Genomic DNA, 21,753 nt, shown 5'->3' with positions numbered 1-21,753 from the left:
GCATAATAAATTTTATAGAAAATTGGCAACTTCGTAATAAAATGCTTTTGGATTTTCTGCGTGTAACCAATGCCCAGCATTAGGAATTGTTATAATATTTGCTTCTGGGAAATGATAATAAATAGTTTCAAAATCAGCATCTAAAATATAATCTGATTTATCACCTCGAAGAAACAAAGTTGGTTTATTAAAATGATTTTCTATGGGAAGTGCTGCTCCGATTTCAGAAATTTTATCATTAAAAACCTTTAAATTGAATCGGAAACCCAATTGACCGGGTTCTACCCAATATAGATTTTTAAGTAAGAATTGTTTCGTACCAAAATCTGAAATGTATTCTGAAATAATTTCATCTACTTCTGTTCTACTTGGTTTTTTAGAAAAATCAATGGCATTTAAAGCGGCTAAAATACTTTGATGATGTGGTGCATAAAATTTCGGACCAATATCAGCAACAATAAGTTTTTCAATTAAATTTGGATATTGAGTTGCGAACAACATCGCAATTTTTCCACCCATGGAATGTCCTAAAAGTGTGATATTTTCCAATTTATGAAAATCGATATACGCTTTTACATCTTCCACCATCACATCATAACTGAATTCCTCGGAATGAAAACTTTTTCCATGATTTCGCATATCTAACAAATGCATTTGAAATCCTAATTGCTCAAATTGTGCACTTAAGGTTTTCCAATTGTCTGACATTCCTAAAAATCCGTGAATGATTAAAAAAGGCTTTCCTTCTCCTTCTATTTTTGAAAACAGCATATCTTTAAAATATTATTTCAATTTATTTAAATACATATTCACTACGTTTTCAAAACCTAAATATAGAGATTCCGAAACCAAAGCGTGCCCGATTGAAACTTCCAATAAATTCGGAATATTATCTTTAAAAAATTTGATATTATCCAAACTTAAATCGTGACCGGCATTAATTCCTAAACCTAATTCGTTAGCTCTAATCGCAGCTTTTACAAAAGGTTCAATCGCATTTTGATTTCCTAAACCATATTGATGAGCGAACACTTCGGTATACAATTCAATTCGGTCTGTTCCTGTTTCCTTCGCACCGTCAATCATAGCTTCAATTGGATCTACGAAAATCGAAACTCTAATATTATTGCGTTGGAATTCTTGAACCACTTCTTTTAAATACGATTGATGCTTAACTGTATCCCAACCTGCGTTAGAAGTAATCGCACCAATAGCATCTGGTACTAAAGTAACTTGGTCTGGCTTACATTCTAAAACTAAATCAATAAAATTATGTTGCGGATTTCCTTCTATATTATATTCTGTGTACACTACATTTTTTAAATCTCGTGCATCTTGATACGTAATATGTCTTTCATCTGGACGCGGATGAATCGTAATTCCGTTCGCACCAAACTTTTGAATATCTTTTGCAACTTGCAATAAATCAGGAACATTACCACCACGAGCATTTCTCAGGGTCGCAATTTTATTAATATTAACAGATAACTTTGTCATAATTGTATTTAATTTGTACAAAATTACAAACAAAAAATAGACTAATTTGTATTTTTTACTTAATTTGCAATAGTTTTGAACTAATAATTTATGGATAAAATTACTGATTTTTTAAACATCGAATTTAAACCTTTACATGTCAACGATACTGTTGCTGACGCGGAAAATTTGTTTTTAGATTTTAACTACTCTCATTTTCCTGTTTTAGAACAAGACGTTTATATTGGTTCCATTGCTAAAGATGATGTAGAAATTCTTCCCGTAGGTACTTCAATTAACGAACATAAATTTGGTTTACATCGTTTTTTTGTACGAAGCACTATGAATTGGTTTGATGTTTTTGAAGAATTTTCTAAAAATCACACGAATATATTACCGGTTTTGGATGAGAAAAATCAATATGTTGGTTTTTATGAATTGGATGATGTGTTGCATTTTTTAAACGAAACTACTTTTGTAAAAGAAGATGGCGGCATTATTGTAATTGAAAAAGAAACTTCCGATTTTACATTCAGTCAAATTTGCCAAATTATAGAAAGTAATGATTCTAAAATTTTAGGCGTATTCGTTTCTAACACTACTCCAACTTTAACCCAAATTACACTGAAAATATCGCAAAGTAATTTTAACGAAATTATTCAAACGTTTAGAAGATACAATTATACTATTTTATCTGAACACCAAGAAGATTCTTATTTGGCTGGTTTAAAAGAACGTTCAGATTATTTAGATAAATATTTAAATATTTAAGTTATGAAAATAGCCGTATTTGGTCAGTATTATCAAAACAACACCCATTCTATTGTAGAAAAAGTGGTGGCGTTTTTAGATCAAAAAAATATTGAAATATGTTTCTACAGTGTTTTTTATCACAAGTTACTTGAAAATAATGTAGAATTATCCAATTACAAAACCTTTGATTCTTACGAATGCTTGAAAGATAATTTTGATTATCTAATTAGTATTGGTGGTGATGGAACGATTTTACGAGCGGCCACTTTTGTTAGAGATTCTAACTTACCAATTATCGGAATTAATGCTGGAAGATTAGGTTTTTTAGCAACCGTTCAAGAAGAAAATATTGAAAATTTATTGAATAGAGTTTTAATCAACGATTTCTCTATTTCAAAAAGAACCTTAGTTAGCTTAAATGCACATCCTGGAAATATTGATTTAGAAGATATTAATTTCGCGTTAAATGAAATTACGGTTTCCAGAAAAGATACTACTTCTATGATTACGATTGAAACGTATATCAACAATGAATATTTAAATTCGTATTGGGCAGACGGATTAATCATTTCTACACCAACAGGTTCAACCGGATATTCATTAAGTTGCGGCGGACCTGTAATTATGCCAACATCTAACTGTTTTGTAATTACACCAATTGCACCACATAATTTAACAGCAAGACCTTTAATAATCCCTGACAACTCTGAATTAACTTTAAAAATAAAAGGAAGAGAAGACCAATATTTAGTTTCATTAGATTCCCGAATGACATCTGTTTCTAACAAAACTGCACTTACAGTTAAAAAATCTGATTTTTTCATCTCAATTGTAGAATTTCCTGAAGAAGGTTTCTTAAGAACTATTAGAAAAAAACTGCTTTGGGGAGAAGACAAAAGAAACTAAAAACCACTTTTCTAAAAAGATTAAAATTCCGATAGTATTAAAAATGGTTTGATAAAAGTCAAACTATATGGAATACATATTGGAAATAACACACGATTTTTCATTTTTTTACGTTATTACATCAAGTTAATCATCAAAAAAACTTGGTTTAAGATGGTTAGTACCTCAATATTATTATATTTGCAAACTATTTAAAAAATGAAAAGATTTTTATTAAATATTATCGGAATATTATTCTGCATTACTTCTTTCGGTCAAATTCACGAAATTGGAGTATTTGTAGGCGGTAGTAATTATATCGGTGACGTTGGAAAAACAGACTATTTAGCCCCAAAAGACGCGGCTTTAGGTGTGCTTTACAAATGGAATAGAAGTACAAGACATTCTTGGAGATTTTCGTATACTCAAACATCAATTTCAGCAAAAGATGTGGAAAGTAATGCGCCAAATAAAAAGTTAAGAGGTTTTGAAATAAAAAACAATATTAAAGAATTTTCAGCAGGTTTAGAATTCAATTTCTTAGATTTCGATTTACATCAGTCGGATTTTGTTTTCACACCTTATGTTTACTCTGGAATTTCAACGTTTGTATACAATGAAACTTTTGTTTTAAACAAAGTAAGTAAAATAGATTATCAACATTATTCGTTTGCAATTCCAATGGTAGTTGGTGTAAAAGCAAAAGTTACAGAACATTTGGTTTTAGGATTGGAAACGGGTGCTAGATATACATTTACAGATAATTTAGATGGAAGTAATCCTAAAAATGAAAATTTCGAAACTTTAAAATTTGGAAATTTAAACAATAAAGATTGGTACGTTTTTACAGGATTCACATTAACATATACATTTGGGAAAAACCCATGTTTTTGTGCAAATAAATAAAATGGAAAAAGAAATAGATAAAAATAATTTACCAAAACACTTAGCTATCATTATGGATGGCAATGGTCGTTGGGCAAAAAAACAAGGTATGTTACGCGTTTTTGGTCATGAAAAAGGAACCAAATCTGTGAAACAAACTGTTGAGAATTGCGCCAAATTAGGTATTGAATTTTTAACACTTTATGCTTTTTCAACAGAAAACTGGAACCGACCAAAAATTGAAGTCGACACATTAATGAAATTATTAATTAGTGCGTTGAAAAAAGAATTGAAAACATTACAAGAAAATAATATAAAACTAAATGCCATTGGTAATATAGACAGTTTACCATCTGGTGTTAAAAAGGAATTACAAGAAGTTATTTCTAAAACGACAGATAATACTCGAATGACATTGACTTTAGCTTTAAGTTATGGCGCTAGAGATGAAATCATAAATGCTGTTAAAATAATTTCAGAAAAAGTTAAAAATAATATAATTTCAACAGATGCTATTGACGAATCAATTATTAATCAGCATCTTTACACACAGAACATGCCAGATGTGGACTTAGTGATAAGAACAAGTGGCGAACACAGGATAAGTAATTTCCTACTATGGCAAATTGCATATGCTGAATTTTATTTTACAGATGTGCTTTGGCCAGACTTTAACGAAGAAGAATTACAAAAAGCACTAATAAGTTATCAAAAAAGAGAAAGAAGATTTGGAAAAACTAGCGAACAAATTAGATAAATTGACAATGTTTAAAAACAGAATACTATTTTTATTTGCCTTATTATTTATAGGAAATACAATAAATGCTCAAGAAACAACTTTAGATAAAGGAAAGGAATATACTCTTGCTGATGTTGAAGTTACTGGAAAAGTTTCTTTCAATGAGCAAACAGTAATTACATTTACTGGACTAGAAATCGGAAGTAAAATTAGAATTCCTGGTGAAGAAATCAGCTTAGCTATTACCAAACTTTGGAAACTTGGCTTGTTTAATGATGTGAATTTTTACGTTAAAAAAATTGAAGGAGAAAACATATTTCTTGAATTAGAATTGTTCGAACTACCTAAACTTAATGAAGTAAAAATCAAAGGTGTAAAAAAAGGAAAAAAAGAAGACATAATCAAAGAAACTGAACTAACTAAAGGTAAAGTGGTTAATGATAATTTACTTACAAACACCAAAAATTACATAGAAAACAAGTACAAAAAAGACGGGTATTACAACTCTAAAGTTACTATAAATACATTAGCCGACTCTACAAACACAAAAGTAGATATGGTTATTTTTGTGGATCGAGGTAAAAAAGTTAAGATTCGTAAAATAAATTTTGTGGGTAATGAAAAATTGACTGATAAAAAATTAAAAAAAACATTCAAAAACACAAAAGAACAGAAAATTTATAGAATTTTTAAATCTTCTAAATTCATTAAAGACAAATATAAAGAAGACTTAACTTCTTTGGTTTCGAAATACAAAGAAAAAGGATATAGAGATGCTAGAATAGTTTCAGAAAATGTTGTTTACAACAAAGAAAAAAACAAAATCAACATTGATGTTTCTATTGAAGAAGGAAGAAAATACTATTTCGGAGATATTAGATTCTTAGGAAACACCGTATACTCTGATCAAATCTTAAACTCTATTTTAGGAATAAAAAAAGGAGACATTTACAACGGCGTATTATTACAAAAAAGAATTGCAGATAACACGGCACCAGATAGTGAAGATGTTACTAATTTATACCAAAATAATGGTTATTTATGGTCAAACATAAATCCTGTTGAAGTAAAAACAGCAAATGATACCATTGATTTTGAAATAAGAATTTCTGAAGGCCCAGTAGCTTATCTTAATAACGTTACAGTAAAAGGAAACGACAAAACAAATGATAAAGTAATTTACCGTGAATTAAGAACCCGTCCGGGACAAAAATGGAACAAAGAACAAGTAATTCGTTCTGTTCGTGAATTAGGACAATTAGGTTTCTTTGATGCAGAAGCTATTAGACCAGAACCTACAAATATGGATCCTGCTGCAGGAACTGTAGATTTAGATTGGACAGTTGTAGAAAAAGGTTCTAGTCAAGTAGAACTTCAAGGAGGTTACGGTGCTGGAGGTTTCATTGGAACTTTAGGTTTATCTTTTAATAACTTCTCGTTAAAAAACATATTCAACAAAAAAGCCTACCAACCTTTACCAATGGGTGACGGACAAAAAATGTCTTTACGTTTACAAGGAAGTCAAAGTTTCCAAGTATATAGTTTGTCATTTACAGAACCTTGGTTAGGTGGCAAAAAACCAATTAGCTTTTTCACGTCTATTTCTCATAGTAAACAATTTTTATACGACTATTCTTCAAGGAACGTGACTAGAGATAAAAGTTTCAACATCACAACTTTAACAGTTGGTTATGGAAAAAGATTAAAAGTGCCGGATGATTACTTTAGTTTATCAAACTCTGTTTCCTTTTCTTACTATGATTTAAATAACTACAATACTGGATTATTTACATTTGGAAATGGAGCTTCAAGAAACTTAGCTTTCAATACTTCATTAACACGTGACAGTAGAGGAATTGACCCTGTTTTTCCAGAATATGGTTCAAACTTTTCGGTCTCTGCTAAATTCTCATTACCGTATTCATTATTTAATGGTGTTAATTATGGTGGCTTAAAAAACAAAGAAGAATATAAATATAAAAACCCGGGAGCAGCATACACAAACGCGAATGGAAATCAAGTCCCATCTGGTTCATATGTTGACCAATTTGGTGATGCAACTACAAACTATCAAGAAGGAATTGCTGATCAATCTAAAATTGACCAAGAAAGATTTAAATGGTTAGAATTTTATAAAATTAAATTTAGTGGGGATTGGTATACTAAAATATACAAAAAACTCGTTTTACGTACAAGAGGGGAATTTGGTTTCCTTGGCGCATACAATCAAGAAAGAGGAGTTATACCATTTGAAAGATTTTATGTTGGTGGAGATGGAACACCGAACTACTCATTAGATGGTAGAGAAGTAGTACAATTGCGTGGATATACAAATAATTCCTTATCTTCGTCTAACGGAGGAACAGTATATAACAAATACTCTATGGAGTTAAGATATCCAATTACAATGAAACAATCAGCAAAAATTTATGCGATGACTTTCTTAGAAGCGGGTTCTGCATTTGATAGTTTCAAGAAATTTGATCCATTCAAAATGCAACGTTCTGCAGGTGTAGGATTAAGAGTATTTATGCCTGCATTCGGATTATTAGGTATAGATTTCGCTCATGGTTTCGACCCAATTCCGGGTGGTACAGTAAAAAGTGGTTGGCAGCCTCACTTTATCATCGGACAACAATTTTAAACTTTGGCACGATAGTTGAATTTAACATTTTAAGTTTATGAAAAAATATTTTGTTTTACTTTTTAGTTTTGTTTTATTTGTAGCGCAAGCACAAAAAACAACAAAAATTGGATATATTGACATGGAATATATTTTGGAAAAAGTTCCAGAATATGCAGAAGCTAAAAACCAATTAGAACAAAAAGCAAACACTTGGAAGCAAGAAATTGAAACCAAGAAAAATGAAATCAAAAAACTTAAAGATGCTTTAGCATCTGAAAAAGTATTGTTAACTAAGGAATTAATTAACGACAAAGAAGAAGAGATAAACGTTCTTGAAAAAGAAATGCTAGATTACCAACAAAAAAGATTTGGACCACAAGGCGACTTAATGATTCAAAAATCGGCGTTAGTAAAACCAATACAAGACCAAGTATTTAATATTGTACAAGATATTGCTGCGAAAAGAAATTACGATTTCATTTTCGATAAATCATCGGATTTAACCATGCTTTTTACAGCAGAACGATTTGATATTAGCGATTTTGTTGTAGATGCTTTAGCAAGAGCAGGAAAAAAAGTAGAGCTATCTAAAAAACAACAAAAAATTCAGGACGCCAAAAATTTAAGAGAATTTGAAACTACTGAAAATCCTGAAATATTAGAAAAAGAGAAAAAAGTTCAAGCCACAAAAGACGATAGAGAAAAAAAGTTACAAGAACGAAAAGATGCAGTGGCTGCTAAGAAAAAAGAAGCAGACGAAAAAAGAGCAGAACTTTTAAAAACAAGAACAGAAGCGCGTCAGAAATTATTAGAAGATCAAAAAGCAAAAAGAGACGCCTTATTAAATAAGAAAAAAGAGAATAATAATAACCCAGAACCAAAAAAAAAGTAAATAACCCTTATTAAATTAAATTAAAATGAAACAATTAAAGACCCTATTTATTGCAATAGTAATGTTTTTTGGAGCGCAAGTAACAAGTGCTCAAACTAAAGTTGGACATATTGATGTAAGTGCTTTAATGACTACAATGCCAGCAATGAAAGCAGCAGAAACTCAATTAAATAAATTGAGAGAAGGTTACGATACAGAATACAAAAAATTGGTAACTGAATACCAAACTAAAGCAGCTCAATATCAAAAAGAAGCAGAAACTGCTGGAGATGTTTTAAACCAAACACGTTCTCAAGAAATGCAAGATATGGGAACTAGAATTCAAAAATATCAAGATGATGCTTCAAAATCATTACAAGATAAATCAGTTGAATTACAAAAACCATTAATGGAAAAAGCACAAGCAGCTATTCAAAAAGTAGCACGTGCAAAAGGAATTCAATACGTTTTAGACTCAACTGTAGGTAGCGGAGTTTTATTAGCTGACGGTGTTGATTTATTAGCTGATGTTAAAAAAGAATTAGGTTTCTAATAACAATACAAAAAAATACCAGAACTGCTCCATCTTATTTTTAGATTGAGCAGTTTTTTTTTTACATTTGTTTTATGAGCAATAACAACCCAATTGGACTTTTCGATTCTGGCGTAGGTGGCACTTCTATTTGGAAGGAAGTTCACGCCCTTTTACCTAATGAAAGCACTATTTATCTAGCCGATAGTAAAAATGCACCCTACGGTCAAAAAACTAAGGAAGAAATAATAGAATTAAGCAAAAAGAACACTGAGTTTTTACTGAACAACAATTGCAAACTTATCATTGTTGCTTGCAATACCGCAACTACAAATGCCATAAAAGCCTTAAGAGCAGCCTACGATGTTCCATTTATAGGAATAGAACCTGCTATAAAACCCGCAGCATTACATTCAAAAACACAAAAAATTGGAATTTTAGCTACACAAGGCACACTCAATAGTGAACTTTTTCATCAAACTGTAGCTTTATATTCTGATGTAAAAGTTGTGGAACAAATTGGTTTTGACTTAGTCAAACTAATTGAGAATGGAGAAATGCACTCTAAAAAAATGACACAACTTTTGGAAGAATATTTACTTCCAATGGTCGCACAAGATATTGATTACTTAGTTTTGGGCTGTACACATTATCCGTACTTAATTCCGCAAATTCAAAAAATTATTCCGAATCACATCAAAATTATTGATTCGGGCGAAGCTGTTGCAAAACAGACCAAACATATTCTGGAAATTAACCATCTGTTTAATACTTCGAAAACTACAAAACAAACATTTTATATTAATAACCCACCAGAAGTTATGCAAGAATTAATTGGACCTAAATTTAAAGTCAATTATAAAGATTTTTAGAAGCACAACATTCTGTTTCAAAACAAAAATTGTCGTGTCTTCCGCTATATCTTTTATTTTGTTGCTTTTCTGAATCAAAAGCAACAAAATAAAAGGATGCCGCTACAACCACGGCTAAAATACACATCAACGTCTTTTTAGTCTTCCTTAAACCAACTTGAATACATAACGTAGTTATTAGAAATACGATCAATCTCGCCAGCGAAATCACTTGTGTTAAGCTCTTTTACTTTCTTTGCAGGAATACCAGCATAAATAAAACCACTTTCTACATGTGTGTTTTGTGTCACTACACTACCCGCTCCTATTATTGAATTGCTTTCTATCACACAACCATCCATTATAATTGCGCCCATTCCCACCAAAACGTTGTCATGAATCGTACAACCATGCACAATCGCATTATGTCCAATAGAAACGTTATTTCCAATAATAGTTGGGTGTTTCAAATACGTACAATGAATAACTGCACCATCTTGAATATTGACCTTATTCCCAATTGAAATAAAGTTAACATCACCTCTGATAACTGCATTAAACCAAACGCTACATTTTTCACCAAACGAAACATCGCCTACAATAGTAGCATTTTCTGCAATATAACAATCAGCTGGAATAGCAGGTTTTTTACCTCTAACTTCTTTAATAATCATAATAAAAAAATTTAAAAAAAAATCCCGAATAAATCGGGATTAAATATCTTAGTTTGCAACTGCTGGACAGTTACAGTCAAATGCTTTTGGTTTACAGAATAAGTTCATACCAATAGTTAACTGATGATAATAACCTGCATTGTCAAATTTAACATCACCTAATACTTTATTGTATGAATAGCCAACCATAAACTGTTTAAAGTTTACACCAACAAAAGGAGTAATCCATTGTAATTTTTGGTTATTTAATACGCTTCCTGGTTTTCCTGGTTCTTTTGAATACACAGCACCGTCGAAACTTCTTCTGTATGAAAGTCCTCCCCAAAGTTTACCGAACTCCATAGCTTTATATACTTTCGCATTTAAATCAATAGATTTTTCTCCAGTTTGTTCAGTAATTTGAAACATAAATGATGGTTCAATTGAAACTTTTTCATCATCACCAAAATTAGCTCCAACACTCCACAAATATTTTCTTAAATTATCAGATTCAATTCCAGCTAAATATAATTCTCTTCTATTAGCTATAAAATTTTTAACAGTAACGTGTGTGAAAAAATCCATATAATGATAAGAAGCACCCACATCTAAATTAAAATAAGAATCTTTTTGAGTAATTCCACCATAAATTTGTGGGTCAAATTCAGTAAAAGCAGTTTCATCTAATCTACTTTGAATCATTGCCGCACTTAATCCAAAAGAAAGCATATTTAAATCTGCCTTAGATCTTGAAAATAAAATATGATGTGCGTATGATAATTTCGCACCTGTTTGAGAATGGTAACCATTTTTATCGTTAAAAGCAATAATACCAATACCTGATTTTCCATCTTCATCTAAAGCGGTATTAAAACTCATAGTTTGTAGCGAAGGCGCGTCCTCTTGACCAAACCATTGTTGTCTACCTGTAACTCTAAGTTTGGCGCAATTTGCAGCACCAGCCATTGATGGGTGTATTAAATAATAATTATCCGTTAAGTAATCAGTATATACAGCAATTCCTTCTTGAGAATATGCTGATTGAAAAAAAATAATTAAGTTAAGTAGTAATAAGTTTCTTAGTTTCATAGTATTCGTTTATTTCTTTTCAGAATAGGATTCCTAGTATCAGTTGTTATTAATTTTATTCAATTTGCCAAATATATAAAAAATAAAAATACAATATACACAATTTCTAGTATTAATTTAAAATTAACAAATTACTTTATACAATGTTTGTATCTTTGCAAAAAATAAAGAATCAAATGAGTAAAATATCAATAAAAACTACTAATAACGACTCAATTGTTAAATTTGAATTAGAGGAATTTATCACAAGAAACCAAAATTTTGAATTTAAGAATATTGACGAAACTGAAAATTCGCCATTAGCTAAACAATTATTTTATCTTCCGTTTGTAAAATCAGTTTATATTTCTGGAAATTTTATTGCGATAGAAAAATTTTCTATTGTTGAATGGGAAGATGTTCAGGAAGATGTGGCAAAGCAAATTGAAGATTTCATAGAAAAAGGCGGCAAAATAATTTTAGAAGAAACTACTACTAAAAAAAATCCGGTAACTATTTATGCCGAATCAACACCAAATCCTTCAGTAACCAAGTTCGTAGCTAATAAAAAACTAACGAACACTGCTGTAGAATGCAAAAACATCGATGGAACTAAAGCGTCTCCATTAGCAAAAGATTTATTTAGTTTTCCGTTTGTAAAAGAAGTTTTCATTGACGAAAATTACATTTCAATTACGAAATACGATATTGCAGAATGGAATGACATCACATTAGAATTGCGTACGTTTTTAAAACAGTATTTAGAACAAACTGATTTAGTAGTTGACGAAAGTTTAATCGAAAAAACAGATAATTTCAAAATTAAACAAGAGGAATTTTTTGATAATTTAGATGTAACTTCTCAAGAAATCATCAATATTTTAGAAGAATATGTGAAACCGGCCGTACAAAGTGATGGCGGGAACATTACTTTTAATTCATACGACGAAACTACAAATGTGGTAAAAGTAACTTTACAAGGCGCTTGTAGCGGTTGTCCTTCTTCAACATTCACTTTGAAAAACGGAATTGAGAACATGTTACGTGATATGCTAAAAAACAATACAATTGTGGTTGAAGCGATGAATGGGTAACATCATTTAAAACAACTTTCGAGTTAGATTAATTAAATTTTATAAATAATTACAAAAAGCGTTCTTTTTATTGAGCGCTTTTTTATTTTTGCAAAAAAAGTATAATGGAATTTCAAACATATTTAAACACAATAAAAAATCTAATTTTTGATTATTCACCAAAAGTTGCTGTAGCATTACTTATGCTATTTGGTGGGTTATGGTTAACGAGTTTTATAACCAGAACAGCCAAAAAATTAATGTTCAAAAGAAACGTTGAAATTACGTTAACTAATTTCTTAGGAAACATCATTTTTTGGACCTTAAGAACTATGCTTTTCATTAGCGTAATATCTAAATTAGGTGTAGAAACTTCCTCTTTTGTTGCCATTTTAGGAGCAGCAGGTTTGGCTGTTGGTTTGTCTTTACAAGGTTCCTTATCCAATTTTGCTGGTGGAATTTTAATTATTTTATTCAAACCGTTTCGAGTTGGTGACACCATCGAAGTACAAGGCGAACAAGGAACAGTTTCAGAAATTTTGATATTTTCAACCAAAATAATCACATCAAACAACCAAGTAGTTTACATTCCGAATGGAATTTTATCTAACGGAAAAATTAAAAATCACAGCCAACTAAGCACCAGACGAGTTGACATTGAAATCATCACAAATTACACTTCTGATGTTTCAGATATTAAAAACAAGATTCACCTAATCATCAATCAACATCCATTGGTTTTAAAAGAACCAAAAGCGGATGTTTTTATCAATAATTTTACAGAATCATCAATTCATTTTAGCGCAAGAGTTTGGACAGAAAACCCAAATCACATGCAAGTGAAATCAGATGTTTTAGAACAGTGTAAAGATTTGGTGAGAATTTAATTTATTGTTTCTTCGTCATCAAAACAAAATCTTTCAAATAAAAAGGTTCGAAATATGCGACATCTTCGAATTCCTTTTTTTGGAATTTTTCATAAGAAACTAATGCCATTTCTGTAGCCGATGGAAATTCAATTTCTGGGTAATATTGAAATTTTGCAGCTGTTAATACGTCTTTAAACTTCATCGCACCATCTCCAATTAAATGCATAGTTTCAGAAATATCTTGATAACTGTTTTCATCAATGATTTCAGCTTTGGTTTCTTTTATTTTGTTGAAGTTGCTATCAAAGAAGGCACAAAATACTTCCATTCTACGTGCATCAATCATTGGAACGATAATTCCTTCTGTAATAGTAATTTTTCTGGCTAATAATTCTAACGTATCAACAGCAATTAACGGAACCGACAACGCATAACACAACCCTTTTGCAGCTGAAACACCAATTCGCAAACCTGTATAAGAACCCGGACCTTGACTAACTGCTATCGCATTTAAATCCTGTAGCTTTAAATTCGTTTCTGCAAAAAGTTCTTCAATAAAAACGTGCAATTTTTCAGCATGAGAAAAATTCTGAGTTGCGATTTCTCTTATAGCTATAGTTATTCCGTCTTTAGCCAAAGCTATAGAACAATTTTTAGTTGCGGTTTCTATATTGAGAAGTAATGCCATTTTAATACTATTTTAGTGATACAAAGAAACAAAAAAAAAGACACAATTACTTGTGCCTTCTTAAAATCAAAATCTATTCATAACTAACTTTTCTGCTCTTTTGCTTTTTTGTCTCTATCAGATTTGGTTTCTAATCGTACTTTATCATTAGGCATCAACTCTTTTGAAACTAAAGTATAAGGACCTGTAATAATTTCATCTCCTTTTTTCAAACCTGATAAAATCTCAATGTTTGTATCATCTTGAATTCCAGTTTTTACGACTCTAATCTTAGCTTTATCGCCAACTTTAACAAAAACACATTCGAATTTAATATCTTTTTTAGGCGCTTTACCTTTTTTCTCCGCTTCTTCTTTTTCAATTTCTGCTACAATATCTTTCTTAGTTGAAGTCGTATCATCTTTAATAACAATAGCACTAATTGGCACCGCTAAAACATTTGTACTTCTTTTTGTTTCAATATCAACTGTAGCCGTCATTCCTGGACGGAAAGGTGAATAACTCACTGGTTTTCCATCTAATAAATCTTGGTACGATTCTTTTACTAATCTTACTTTTACTTTAAAATTAGTTACTTGATCTGCTGTTAAACCTGTTGTAGCAGAGTTAGAAATACTCGTTACCACGCCATCAAATTTTCTTTTTAAATACGCATCTACTTCAATTTTAGCCGAATCACCAATGCTTACTTTTACGATATCGTTTTCATTTACATCCACTTCAACTTCCATATTGTTTAAGTTGGCAATACGCATCATTTCTGTACCTGCCATTTGTTGTTGCCCTAAAACTCTTTCACCTAATTCGATATCTAATTTAGAAATCGTTCCATCAGCTGGTGCGAAAATGGTAGTTCTTTTTAAGTTATCACTTGCTTCTGTTACGTTTGCTGAAGCAGATTTCATTTGATAATAAGCAGATTGTTTACTTGCAACTGCCACTTCATAAGCAGAAACAATTCTATCCCATTCTGAACGAGAAATAACGCCTTTCTCGAATAATTTTTTATTTCTGTCGTAGTTCGCTTTCGCTTCTTTAACTTGAGCATCCGCTTGACTTACTCCAGCTTTTGAAGTAGATAAAGACGCTACTGTTCTATCAACACCAGAAGTATAAATATCTGGATTGATTTTTACTAACAACTGTCCTTTTTTAACTTCTTGCCCTTCTTTTACATTTAAGGCAATAACTTCACCAGAAACTTCTGGCATAATTTTAATTTCAACTTCTGGTTGAATTTTTCCAGTTGCCGAAACCGTTTCAACAATTGTCATCGTTTCTGCTTTAGAAACTTCAACCACTTTACCGTCGTCGTTATTTCCAATTTTTCCTGATTTTTTCAGAACAATTAATAGTGCAATAACAGCGACTGCACTTCCTAAAATGATAAATAATTTTTTTCTTGACATGGCTTTATTGTTTTTCTATAAGTGGAATTCCGAAATAAAATTCTAAAATTTTAATTCTAAAAATATAATCGTACTTGGTTCTTAATACTTCTGATTGTGCATTTACGAATGCCGTTTGAGATTGATTGTAATCGAAAATATTCATCATTCCAATTTCGTATCTATCTTTTGCGTATTGCATCGCTAACTCACGTGCTTTTTCAATTTGTAAAGCAGCTTCATAACTTTCTTTAGCTGCTTTAGTATCTGTATAAGCTGTAAAAACACTACGTTCCACATCTAATTCTGTTTGACTTTTCGCTAATTCAGCTCTATCTAAAGCAATTTTAGATCTAGCTACATTATTTCTAACTGCAAAACCATTAAAAATTGGTATGTTTAATGATAAACCAAAATTTTGACCTTTGTTTTTATCAAACTGATCAAAAACCGGCGATGGATTTCCTACAGTTGATGTGTAATTTGGTTGGTATACAATCTGATTAGTTCCATTAACGTAACCAATTGGAATTGGATTTGAAGCATCTAAAGTAAAACCTGTAACTCTTTTAGAATAAGATGCTCTAGTATTAAATCCGTAAAACCCAGATAAAGTAGGCAAATAAGCGCCTTTAGCAATACTTATATCTTTTTTAGCAATCTCTATATTTGTATTAGAAATTTTTAAGTCTGTCCTAGTCTCTTTTGCTTTAGTAATTAGTGCTTCAGGCGTTTCACTTAAAATAGTAGACAACATAGTTGGCATATCTTCATCTGAAACATCAAAATTTTGAAAATCTTGAATTTGAAGCAATTGTGCTAAACTTAATTTTGATAACATTAAAGTATTTTCCGCTACAATTACGCGTTGTTTCCCAGAAGCCATTGTTGCTTGAATGTCTAATAAATCGCCTTTTGGCACATTACCTGCATCAACCAATTGAACGGTTCTATTATATTGTTTAGTATCCAATAAATTTTGCACGGTTTGCACTTTCAAATTTTCTTTATTGAATAAAATTTGCAAATACGCATTCGCTACATTTAAAGCTACATCTTCTTGCATTTTTGTCAATTGATATTGCGATGCGATAATAGATAAATTCGCTTTTCTTAACTGATTTACATTTTGTAAACCTTTAAAAATATCAACATTGGCATTCAAATTCGCAGATGTAAACTGAGTGGTTTGATTTTGAAGTAAACCCGTTGTAATGTTCTGATTCAAACCAATATTCCAAGAATGTGATCCAGACGCGTTTAAACTTGGTAGAAAATTACCAATCGCATCTTTTTTAGTAATGGAGGTAGTTTGTAAATCTAATTCTGATTGCTTTATAGAAATATTATTTTGAATGGCATGATTGATACATTCTTTTAAAGTCCATTTTTTTTCTTGGGCAAAAGAAGCAACACTCGCAAAAAATAATACTACTAATAGTTGTACTGATTTCATTATTATTAATGTTTTTCTTATTTGACCTATTTTTCAAAAATTTGTTACACTTTCCAATTAATATTTTACTTTTATACCTAAAAAAAAATCTCAGGAATTTCAAAAAACAATATTTTGAGTTTCTTTGCGTTTTCATCAGGAATCTATTTGAAACTAGCGTAATACCATTATAATGAATTTAAAAATTAAAATTTTGCTTTTCGGACTCTTAAATATTGGACTTTTTAGTTGTAGCTCAACTAAAAAAATTGAAGCTTTGAAACCAGAGCCAACTAATAACGCACCAATAGTTTATAGCAATAAAACTTCGCTAATTTCTATGCCAATGGAAGTGAGCATGAAAGAAATTGAATACCATTTAAATAAAAACTTAAAAGGTTTGATTTATAATGATTCCATTTTGAATGACGACAAAACCGAAATGAAAATTTGGAAAACCTCCGACATTAAATTGGTAGAAAAAAACGGAGAAATAGTTTCTGTTATTCCCTTAAAAATTTGGGCAAAAATAAAATATGGAACGGAGTTTATGGGTTTAAACGATACTAGAGAAATCAACTTAAACGGAACCATAACCTTAAACAGCAAAGCCAATTTTGCGAATTGGAAATTGAACACGACTTCAAAAATTGAAGATTTCGAATGGAGTGAAAGTCCGAGTATTTTAGTTGCAGGGAAAAATGTTCCGATTACGTATATCATTAATCCGACTTTATCGATTTTTAAAGGAAAAGTAGCTAAAATGATTGATGAAGCGATTAACAAAAGTTGTGATTTCAAAGAACAAGTTATGAATGTTTTAGAAACTATTTCTACTCCATTTATGGCAAATGAAACGTATGAAACTTGGTTTAAATTAGTGCCAAACGAAATTTATAGTACGAATGCGGTTTTGAGTCATTCAAAAATTACGATGAATTTAGGCATGAAATGTCAGATGCAAACTTTAATCGGACAAAAACCAAAAAACGGATTTGACAGAACGAAAATTACTTCCAAAGCAGTAAGTAAAATTCCATCAGATTTTAACGCTTCGATTGCAGCGGTTTCCACTTATGAAAGCGCGAGTAGAATTATGACTAAAAACTTTATGGGACAGGAATTTGGTTCTGGAAAAAGAAAAGTTACGGTTCAAAAAGTCGATTTATGGTATAAAGATGGTAAAATGATTATTGCGTTAGATATGTTAGGTTCTGTAAACGGTACGATTTATTTAGCTGGTATTCCGAAATACAATTCAGAAACAAAAGAAATTTATTTTGAAGAAATGGATTATGTTTTAAACACCAAAGGCATTTTAACTCGAACTGCTAATTGGTTATTACAAGGTATGATTTTGAATAAAATTAAAGAAAGTTGTAAATATTCTATCAAACCCAATTTAGACGAAGGCAAGAAAAACATGTTACCGTATTTAACGAATTATTCTCCAATGAAAGGTGTTTTCGTAAATGGAAAATTAAATGATTTCATCTTTGAAAAAATGGAACTTACCGAAAAAGGAATTGTAGCTTTTATTACTTCAACAGGAACAATGAAAATTACGATTGACGGAATGGACTAATTCTATTTACGATTTACGATTTATGATTTTGGATTTACGATATAAAAAATCCCGTTCTGATTATCGGAACGGGATTTTTTTATGAAGATACTTGTTCTTTCTTTTTTTGTTTTAGCCTGTAAACCGCATAAAAAACACCGGCAACTAAAATGTAGGGTATTGCCATTAAATACACAATTCCGTCGTTTACACCTTCTGCAGCGGCTTTATTCGCTTCGTTTTGTAAGGAAGCGCGACACATAGCACATTGTCCAATTGAAACTAAAGGCAATAAGCAAAAGGCAATAGCAAAAACTACTGCTTTACTTCCTGCAACCAGCTTCCAGTTTCTAACATTACTTAACATAATAGGGAGAAATCATTACATAAACTATAACACCTGTAATTGCTACGTATAACCAAATTGGAAATGTGATTTTCGCAATTTTTTTATGTCTGTCAAAACGTTGTGCTAATGCTCTAACATAAGTAATTAACACCAAAGGAATAATAATTACTGAAAGGGCAATATGCGTTAATAAAATTATTAAATAAATTGCTCTTGAACTTCCTACGGCTAATTTTTCAGATTCCTCTAAAATAGAATTATGATTCACATCTCCATAAACTGCAGAAATTGATGTCATGTGATACGCCACATACATTAACAGAAACGCAATAGAACACGCAATTGCAGTTTTCATCAAGTTTTCGTGTAGTTTTCTTTTACCGTTTTTAATAGCAACAACTGCTGCAATTAATAAAACTGCTGTAATTCCGTTAATCGTTGCATAAATTGGTGGTAAAAAGTTTAACGGCTCTACATCGTATCCTAATTTTCTTAAGTTAACTCCAAACAGTGCTGCTACTGCAACAGGAATAATGATGGATACCGCTGTAATTAGTTTGTTGTATTTTGTTTCTATGTTGTTTTCCATAATGTATTTGTTTTTTACTTCTTCTCGATAATTATTAACCGCAAAGCTCGCAATGGATTCGCAAAGTTCGCAAAGAATTAAACTTTTACTTATCCCTTTTGCCTTTTGCCTTTTTACTTGGCTCTTCTAACTATTCTTCTAATAATAATTTGACATCTTCTTTGATTGCGTCGATTCCAGTTTGTTCTAAACCATCGTAGTATAAAATTGGATTACCGAATTTATCTTTTCTGCATCTGATATTTCCTTCTTTATCGATTAAAGCGAATAATCCAGAATGTTCAAATCCGCCTTGTACTTTTTCGTTTTTTCCAGCAAAAATATTAAATCCTTTGTTAGCTAAATTCATAATATAGTCGTAATCGCCTGTAAGAAAATGCCAATTAGAATGTTTCACTCCTAATTTTTTAGCGTGTTCATTTAAGGAAGCAACCGTATCATTTTCTGGATCAATAGTTATAGATGCAATTCCGAAATTCAAATCTCCGTAAAATGCTTCTTGCAATTGTAACATGTTTTGATTCATTTTCGGACAAATAGTTGGACAAGATGCGAAGAAAAACTCTACCACATACACTTTTCCTTCATATGATTTGTTAGATATTTTTTTACCGTTATGGTCCGTTAATTCAAAATTTGGAACTTTGCTTAACTTTTCTAAACCGTTATTTTTAAATTTTTCGGTTAATTCTTTTACGGTCCAAATTCCGAACAATAAAACGATAAACGTTATTCCGATGTATGAGTTTTTTTTCATGATTCTATTTTTTCTAATTTTCAATTTGAATTGAAAAGTTAAATATTGTATTATAATCTCTATTTCTTAAATCTTGTTTCCAAATACTATCTTCAACAGCAATGTTTTTAGTTAACATTAAATATTTGGTTTCTTTATCTGCTTGAATTGTATTAAATGCAGGAGAACTTTTAAATCCAATATTTTCATAATATGATTTTTCCAAAGCAGTCAAAACAATAAAAAAACCGTTATTATCAATAACAAATTTTTCGTCAAAAGAAGCGGTTGCAAATTTTTTATCCTTTTCCAAAATAATGATTACTGGTTCTTTCAAAATTGATTGTTTAGGAATATTATATATTGAATCATTACTATAAATATCGAGTTTAAATGGTGCATATTTATGATTCTCAAATTTTTCTTTTAATTTTCCATTACCATAAACTAAAGAATATCCAGTTGGTTCAAGACTTACTTCGTTAATATAAAATTCTTTACCTGTTTTATTTGGAATATAAATCGCGTAAATCAGTTTTTCATCAAGTGGTGCACCACCACCTCCATAATTTCTTGGATTTAAATTTCCAAAAGCTTTTTTAGGCTTTAATATCTTAACAACTTTATTGTTTATAGTAATTTCATCAATACTATTAAATTTAGTTTCAAGAAATATTGTATCTGTTATTAATGAAAATTTGTTTCTAAAAGGCTTATAAGACAAATGAGAAATTGAGAAATTTTCATTTTTAAATTTTTTCAATAAAATAAGACCATTTTTGTCAGAAACAAAATTAATACTATCATCAAATTTTAAAAAAGCATTTTCAACAACTGAATTATTAAACTTATCAAAGATTACTATTTTCTTAATTTGAGAATAACTAAAATTCAAAAAGATAAACATCACAATTATTATGATATATCGCTTTTTCATAACGTATATATTAACTAATTACTTCTTTTTAACTTCTTGCTCAATTTTATCTCTGAATTCATCTTTGCGTTTGTTCTTTTTTAGTGCTAAACGGTATTCGCGAAGAAGAATTTTTACATCATCAGACATTTCATTGTGCAATTCGGCAGCAGAAATAGTGTTGTAACATTCTCTGTATTCTACTTTTCCTTTTATTTCTTGCCCTTTTCTTCCACGAAGGCATTTTTCTTTATCGATAATATATACGAAAGAAGTTCCTGATTTATCGTTTAAGGTGTTTTTGAAATTGAATGTATTAAAATACGTTTCGATATCTTCTGGTTTACCGAAAAGGAAATGCCAGTTTTTTAAATCGTTAGACAATCTACGAAACTCTAACATGATGGCTTTAATTTTCTCTTGATTGCCATCAGGCAAAATCATTACCATTTGAAAATCTTTGAACCCACCGTATTTGTTGTAAATTTTCTGATTTAAGTTGAATAAATTTGCTTTTACTTCTTCAATATCACTTCCAGGGAAACCTAAAACCGTAATGTTTTTATCTAAAGTAATTTTTTCATTGTTTAATGAAACGAATTGACTTGGAATATCAGAATGATTTTTTGAAATAATTGGAAGAAAAAGAGAATTGTGTGAGGCTGTTGCGAAAAACATATAAGCCACTATAGGCAAGATGAATAGAACAGATAATACTAAATATTTTTTCATTATAGAAAGCTAAATTTTGAAAAACAAAGGTAAAAAAAAATCCCGACGTTAGTCGGGATTGATTTATATAAATTT

The 21,753-nt window shown here is 30.5% G+C and carries 23 protein-coding genes; 11 read left to right on the top strand and 12 right to left on the bottom strand.

The window, feature by feature from the left end:
- Window positions 1-12: 12 nt before the first annotated feature.
- The gene (locus UEQ13_RS14825) at window positions 13-771 is read right to left on the bottom strand and encodes an alpha/beta fold hydrolase (RefSeq protein WP_329807119.1); all 759 of its coding nucleotides are present in this window, start codon (window positions 769-771) and stop codon (window positions 13-15) included.
- 12 nt (window positions 772-783) lie between these two features.
- Window positions 784-1,497, bottom strand: a complete 714-nt coding sequence (locus tag UEQ13_RS14820) for a pyridoxine 5'-phosphate synthase (RefSeq protein ID WP_329807118.1) — start codon at window positions 1,495-1,497, stop codon at window positions 784-786.
- 90 nt (window positions 1,498-1,587) lie between these two features.
- Here UEQ13_RS14820 and UEQ13_RS14815 point away from each other — a divergent pair, with 90 nt between their 5' ends.
- From UEQ13_RS14815 to murI, 8 genes are all read left to right on the top strand, one after another.
- Window positions 1,588-2,247: a CBS domain-containing protein gene (locus UEQ13_RS14815; RefSeq protein WP_329807117.1), complete on the top strand. Its 660-nt coding sequence runs from the start codon at window positions 1,588-1,590 to the stop codon at window positions 2,245-2,247.
- Window positions 2,248-2,250: 3 nt separating this feature from the next.
- Complete coding sequence (locus UEQ13_RS14810) at window positions 2,251-3,135, top strand: NAD kinase (RefSeq protein ID WP_329807115.1); 885 nt, start codon at window positions 2,251-2,253, stop codon at window positions 3,133-3,135.
- Window positions 3,136-3,333: 198 nt separating this feature from the next.
- Window positions 3,334-4,020: a type IX secretion system protein PorG gene (gene porG, locus UEQ13_RS14805; RefSeq protein ID WP_329807113.1), complete on the top strand. Its 687-nt coding sequence runs from the start codon at window positions 3,334-3,336 to the stop codon at window positions 4,018-4,020.
- A 1-nt stretch (window position 4,021) separates the two neighbouring features.
- Entirely contained in the window at window positions 4,022-4,756 is a 735-nt protein-coding gene (locus UEQ13_RS14800) for an isoprenyl transferase (protein ID WP_407934665.1), read from the top strand.
- Between the two features lie 7 nt (window positions 4,757-4,763).
- The gene (gene bamA, locus UEQ13_RS14795; protein ID WP_329807112.1) at window positions 4,764-7,382 is read left to right on the top strand and encodes an outer membrane protein assembly factor BamA; all 2,619 of its coding nucleotides are present in this window, start codon (window positions 4,764-4,766) and stop codon (window positions 7,380-7,382) included.
- Window positions 7,383-7,419: 37 nt separating this feature from the next.
- Window positions 7,420-8,256 carry an OmpH family outer membrane protein gene (locus UEQ13_RS14790; protein ID WP_329807111.1) on the top strand — a complete coding sequence of 279 codons (837 nt, stop codon included), beginning with the start codon at window positions 7,420-7,422 and terminating at the stop codon, window positions 8,254-8,256.
- A 25-nt stretch (window positions 8,257-8,281) separates the two neighbouring features.
- Window positions 8,282-8,788 carry an OmpH family outer membrane protein gene (locus UEQ13_RS14785; RefSeq protein ID WP_329807110.1) on the top strand — a complete coding sequence of 169 codons (507 nt, stop codon included), beginning with the start codon at window positions 8,282-8,284 and terminating at the stop codon, window positions 8,786-8,788.
- Window positions 8,789-8,862: 74 nt separating this feature from the next.
- Entirely contained in the window at window positions 8,863-9,639 is a 777-nt protein-coding gene (murI, locus tag UEQ13_RS14780; RefSeq protein ID WP_329807109.1) for a glutamate racemase, read from the top strand.
- A gap of 137 nt (window positions 9,640-9,776) precedes the next feature.
- On the opposite strand, the gene UEQ13_RS14775 is transcribed toward murI, so the two are convergent.
- The gene (locus UEQ13_RS14775; protein WP_329807108.1) at window positions 9,777-10,292 is read right to left on the bottom strand and encodes a gamma carbonic anhydrase family protein; all 516 of its coding nucleotides are present in this window, start codon (window positions 10,290-10,292) and stop codon (window positions 9,777-9,779) included.
- A 48-nt stretch (window positions 10,293-10,340) separates the two neighbouring features.
- Entirely contained in the window at window positions 10,341-11,360 is a 1,020-nt protein-coding gene (locus UEQ13_RS14770; RefSeq protein ID WP_329807107.1) for a PorP/SprF family type IX secretion system membrane protein, read from the bottom strand.
- A gap of 176 nt (window positions 11,361-11,536) precedes the next feature.
- On the opposite strand from UEQ13_RS14770, the gene UEQ13_RS14765 reads away from it, so the two are divergent.
- Both UEQ13_RS14765 and UEQ13_RS14760 read left to right on the top strand, forming a co-directional pair.
- The gene (locus UEQ13_RS14765; protein WP_329807106.1) at window positions 11,537-12,433 is read left to right on the top strand and encodes a NifU family protein; all 897 of its coding nucleotides are present in this window, start codon (window positions 11,537-11,539) and stop codon (window positions 12,431-12,433) included.
- Window positions 12,434-12,537: 104 nt separating this feature from the next.
- Window positions 12,538-13,299 (top strand): mechanosensitive ion channel family protein, encoded by a 762-nt coding sequence (locus UEQ13_RS14760; protein WP_329807105.1) that lies wholly within the window; start codon window positions 12,538-12,540, stop codon window positions 13,297-13,299.
- Between the two features lies 1 nt (window position 13,300).
- On the opposite strand, the gene tsaB is transcribed toward UEQ13_RS14760, so the two are convergent.
- The 3 genes from tsaB to UEQ13_RS14745 form a co-directional block, all read right to left on the bottom strand.
- A complete protein-coding gene (gene tsaB, locus UEQ13_RS14755; protein WP_329807103.1) occupies window positions 13,301-13,969 on the bottom strand; it encodes a tRNA (adenosine(37)-N6)-threonylcarbamoyltransferase complex dimerization subunit type 1 TsaB in 669 nt (222 codons plus the stop codon).
- An 83-nt stretch (window positions 13,970-14,052) separates the two neighbouring features.
- Window positions 14,053-15,378 carry an efflux RND transporter periplasmic adaptor subunit gene (locus UEQ13_RS14750; protein ID WP_329807102.1) on the bottom strand — a complete coding sequence of 442 codons (1,326 nt, stop codon included), beginning with the start codon at window positions 15,376-15,378 and terminating at the stop codon, window positions 14,053-14,055.
- 4 nt (window positions 15,379-15,382) lie between these two features.
- Complete coding sequence (locus tag UEQ13_RS14745) at window positions 15,383-16,813, bottom strand: TolC family protein (protein ID WP_329807100.1); 1,431 nt, start codon at window positions 16,811-16,813, stop codon at window positions 15,383-15,385.
- Window positions 16,814-16,985: 172 nt separating this feature from the next.
- On the opposite strand from UEQ13_RS14745, the gene UEQ13_RS14740 reads away from it, so the two are divergent.
- Window positions 16,986-18,377, top strand: coding sequence for a DUF4403 family protein (locus UEQ13_RS14740; RefSeq protein ID WP_329807099.1), 1,392 nt, complete (start codon window positions 16,986-16,988; stop codon window positions 18,375-18,377).
- A gap of 79 nt (window positions 18,378-18,456) precedes the next feature.
- Here the strand turns inward: UEQ13_RS14740 and UEQ13_RS14735 are convergent, their stop codons facing one another.
- From UEQ13_RS14735 to UEQ13_RS14715, 5 genes are all read right to left on the bottom strand, one after another.
- Window positions 18,457-18,723, bottom strand: a complete 267-nt coding sequence (locus UEQ13_RS14735) for a hypothetical protein (RefSeq protein ID WP_329807098.1) — start codon at window positions 18,721-18,723, stop codon at window positions 18,457-18,459.
- Window positions 18,713-19,294 (bottom strand): DUF420 domain-containing protein, encoded by a 582-nt coding sequence (locus tag UEQ13_RS14730; RefSeq protein ID WP_329807096.1) that lies wholly within the window; start codon window positions 19,292-19,294, stop codon window positions 18,713-18,715. Before UEQ13_RS14730 ends, UEQ13_RS14735 begins: the two co-directional genes overlap by 11 nt.
- A 130-nt stretch (window positions 19,295-19,424) precedes the next feature.
- Window positions 19,425-20,051 carry an SCO family protein gene (locus tag UEQ13_RS14725; RefSeq protein ID WP_329807095.1) on the bottom strand — a complete coding sequence of 209 codons (627 nt, stop codon included), beginning with the start codon at window positions 20,049-20,051 and terminating at the stop codon, window positions 19,425-19,427.
- A 13-nt stretch (window positions 20,052-20,064) separates the two neighbouring features.
- Window positions 20,065-20,967 carry a hypothetical protein gene (locus UEQ13_RS14720; RefSeq protein WP_329807094.1) on the bottom strand — a complete coding sequence of 301 codons (903 nt, stop codon included), beginning with the start codon at window positions 20,965-20,967 and terminating at the stop codon, window positions 20,065-20,067.
- An 18-nt stretch (window positions 20,968-20,985) separates the two neighbouring features.
- Complete coding sequence (locus UEQ13_RS14715; RefSeq protein ID WP_329807093.1) at window positions 20,986-21,678, bottom strand: hypothetical protein; 693 nt, start codon at window positions 21,676-21,678, stop codon at window positions 20,986-20,988.
- Window positions 21,679-21,753: the final 75 nt, after the last annotated feature.

This window comes from Flavobacterium facile (genome assembly GCF_036321945.1).
GTDB classification, from domain to species: domain Bacteria; phylum Bacteroidota; class Bacteroidia; order Flavobacteriales; family Flavobacteriaceae; genus Flavobacterium; species Flavobacterium facile.
Note: the sequence above shows the minus strand (reverse complement) of the source record. Positions and strands in the feature narration are given on the sequence as shown.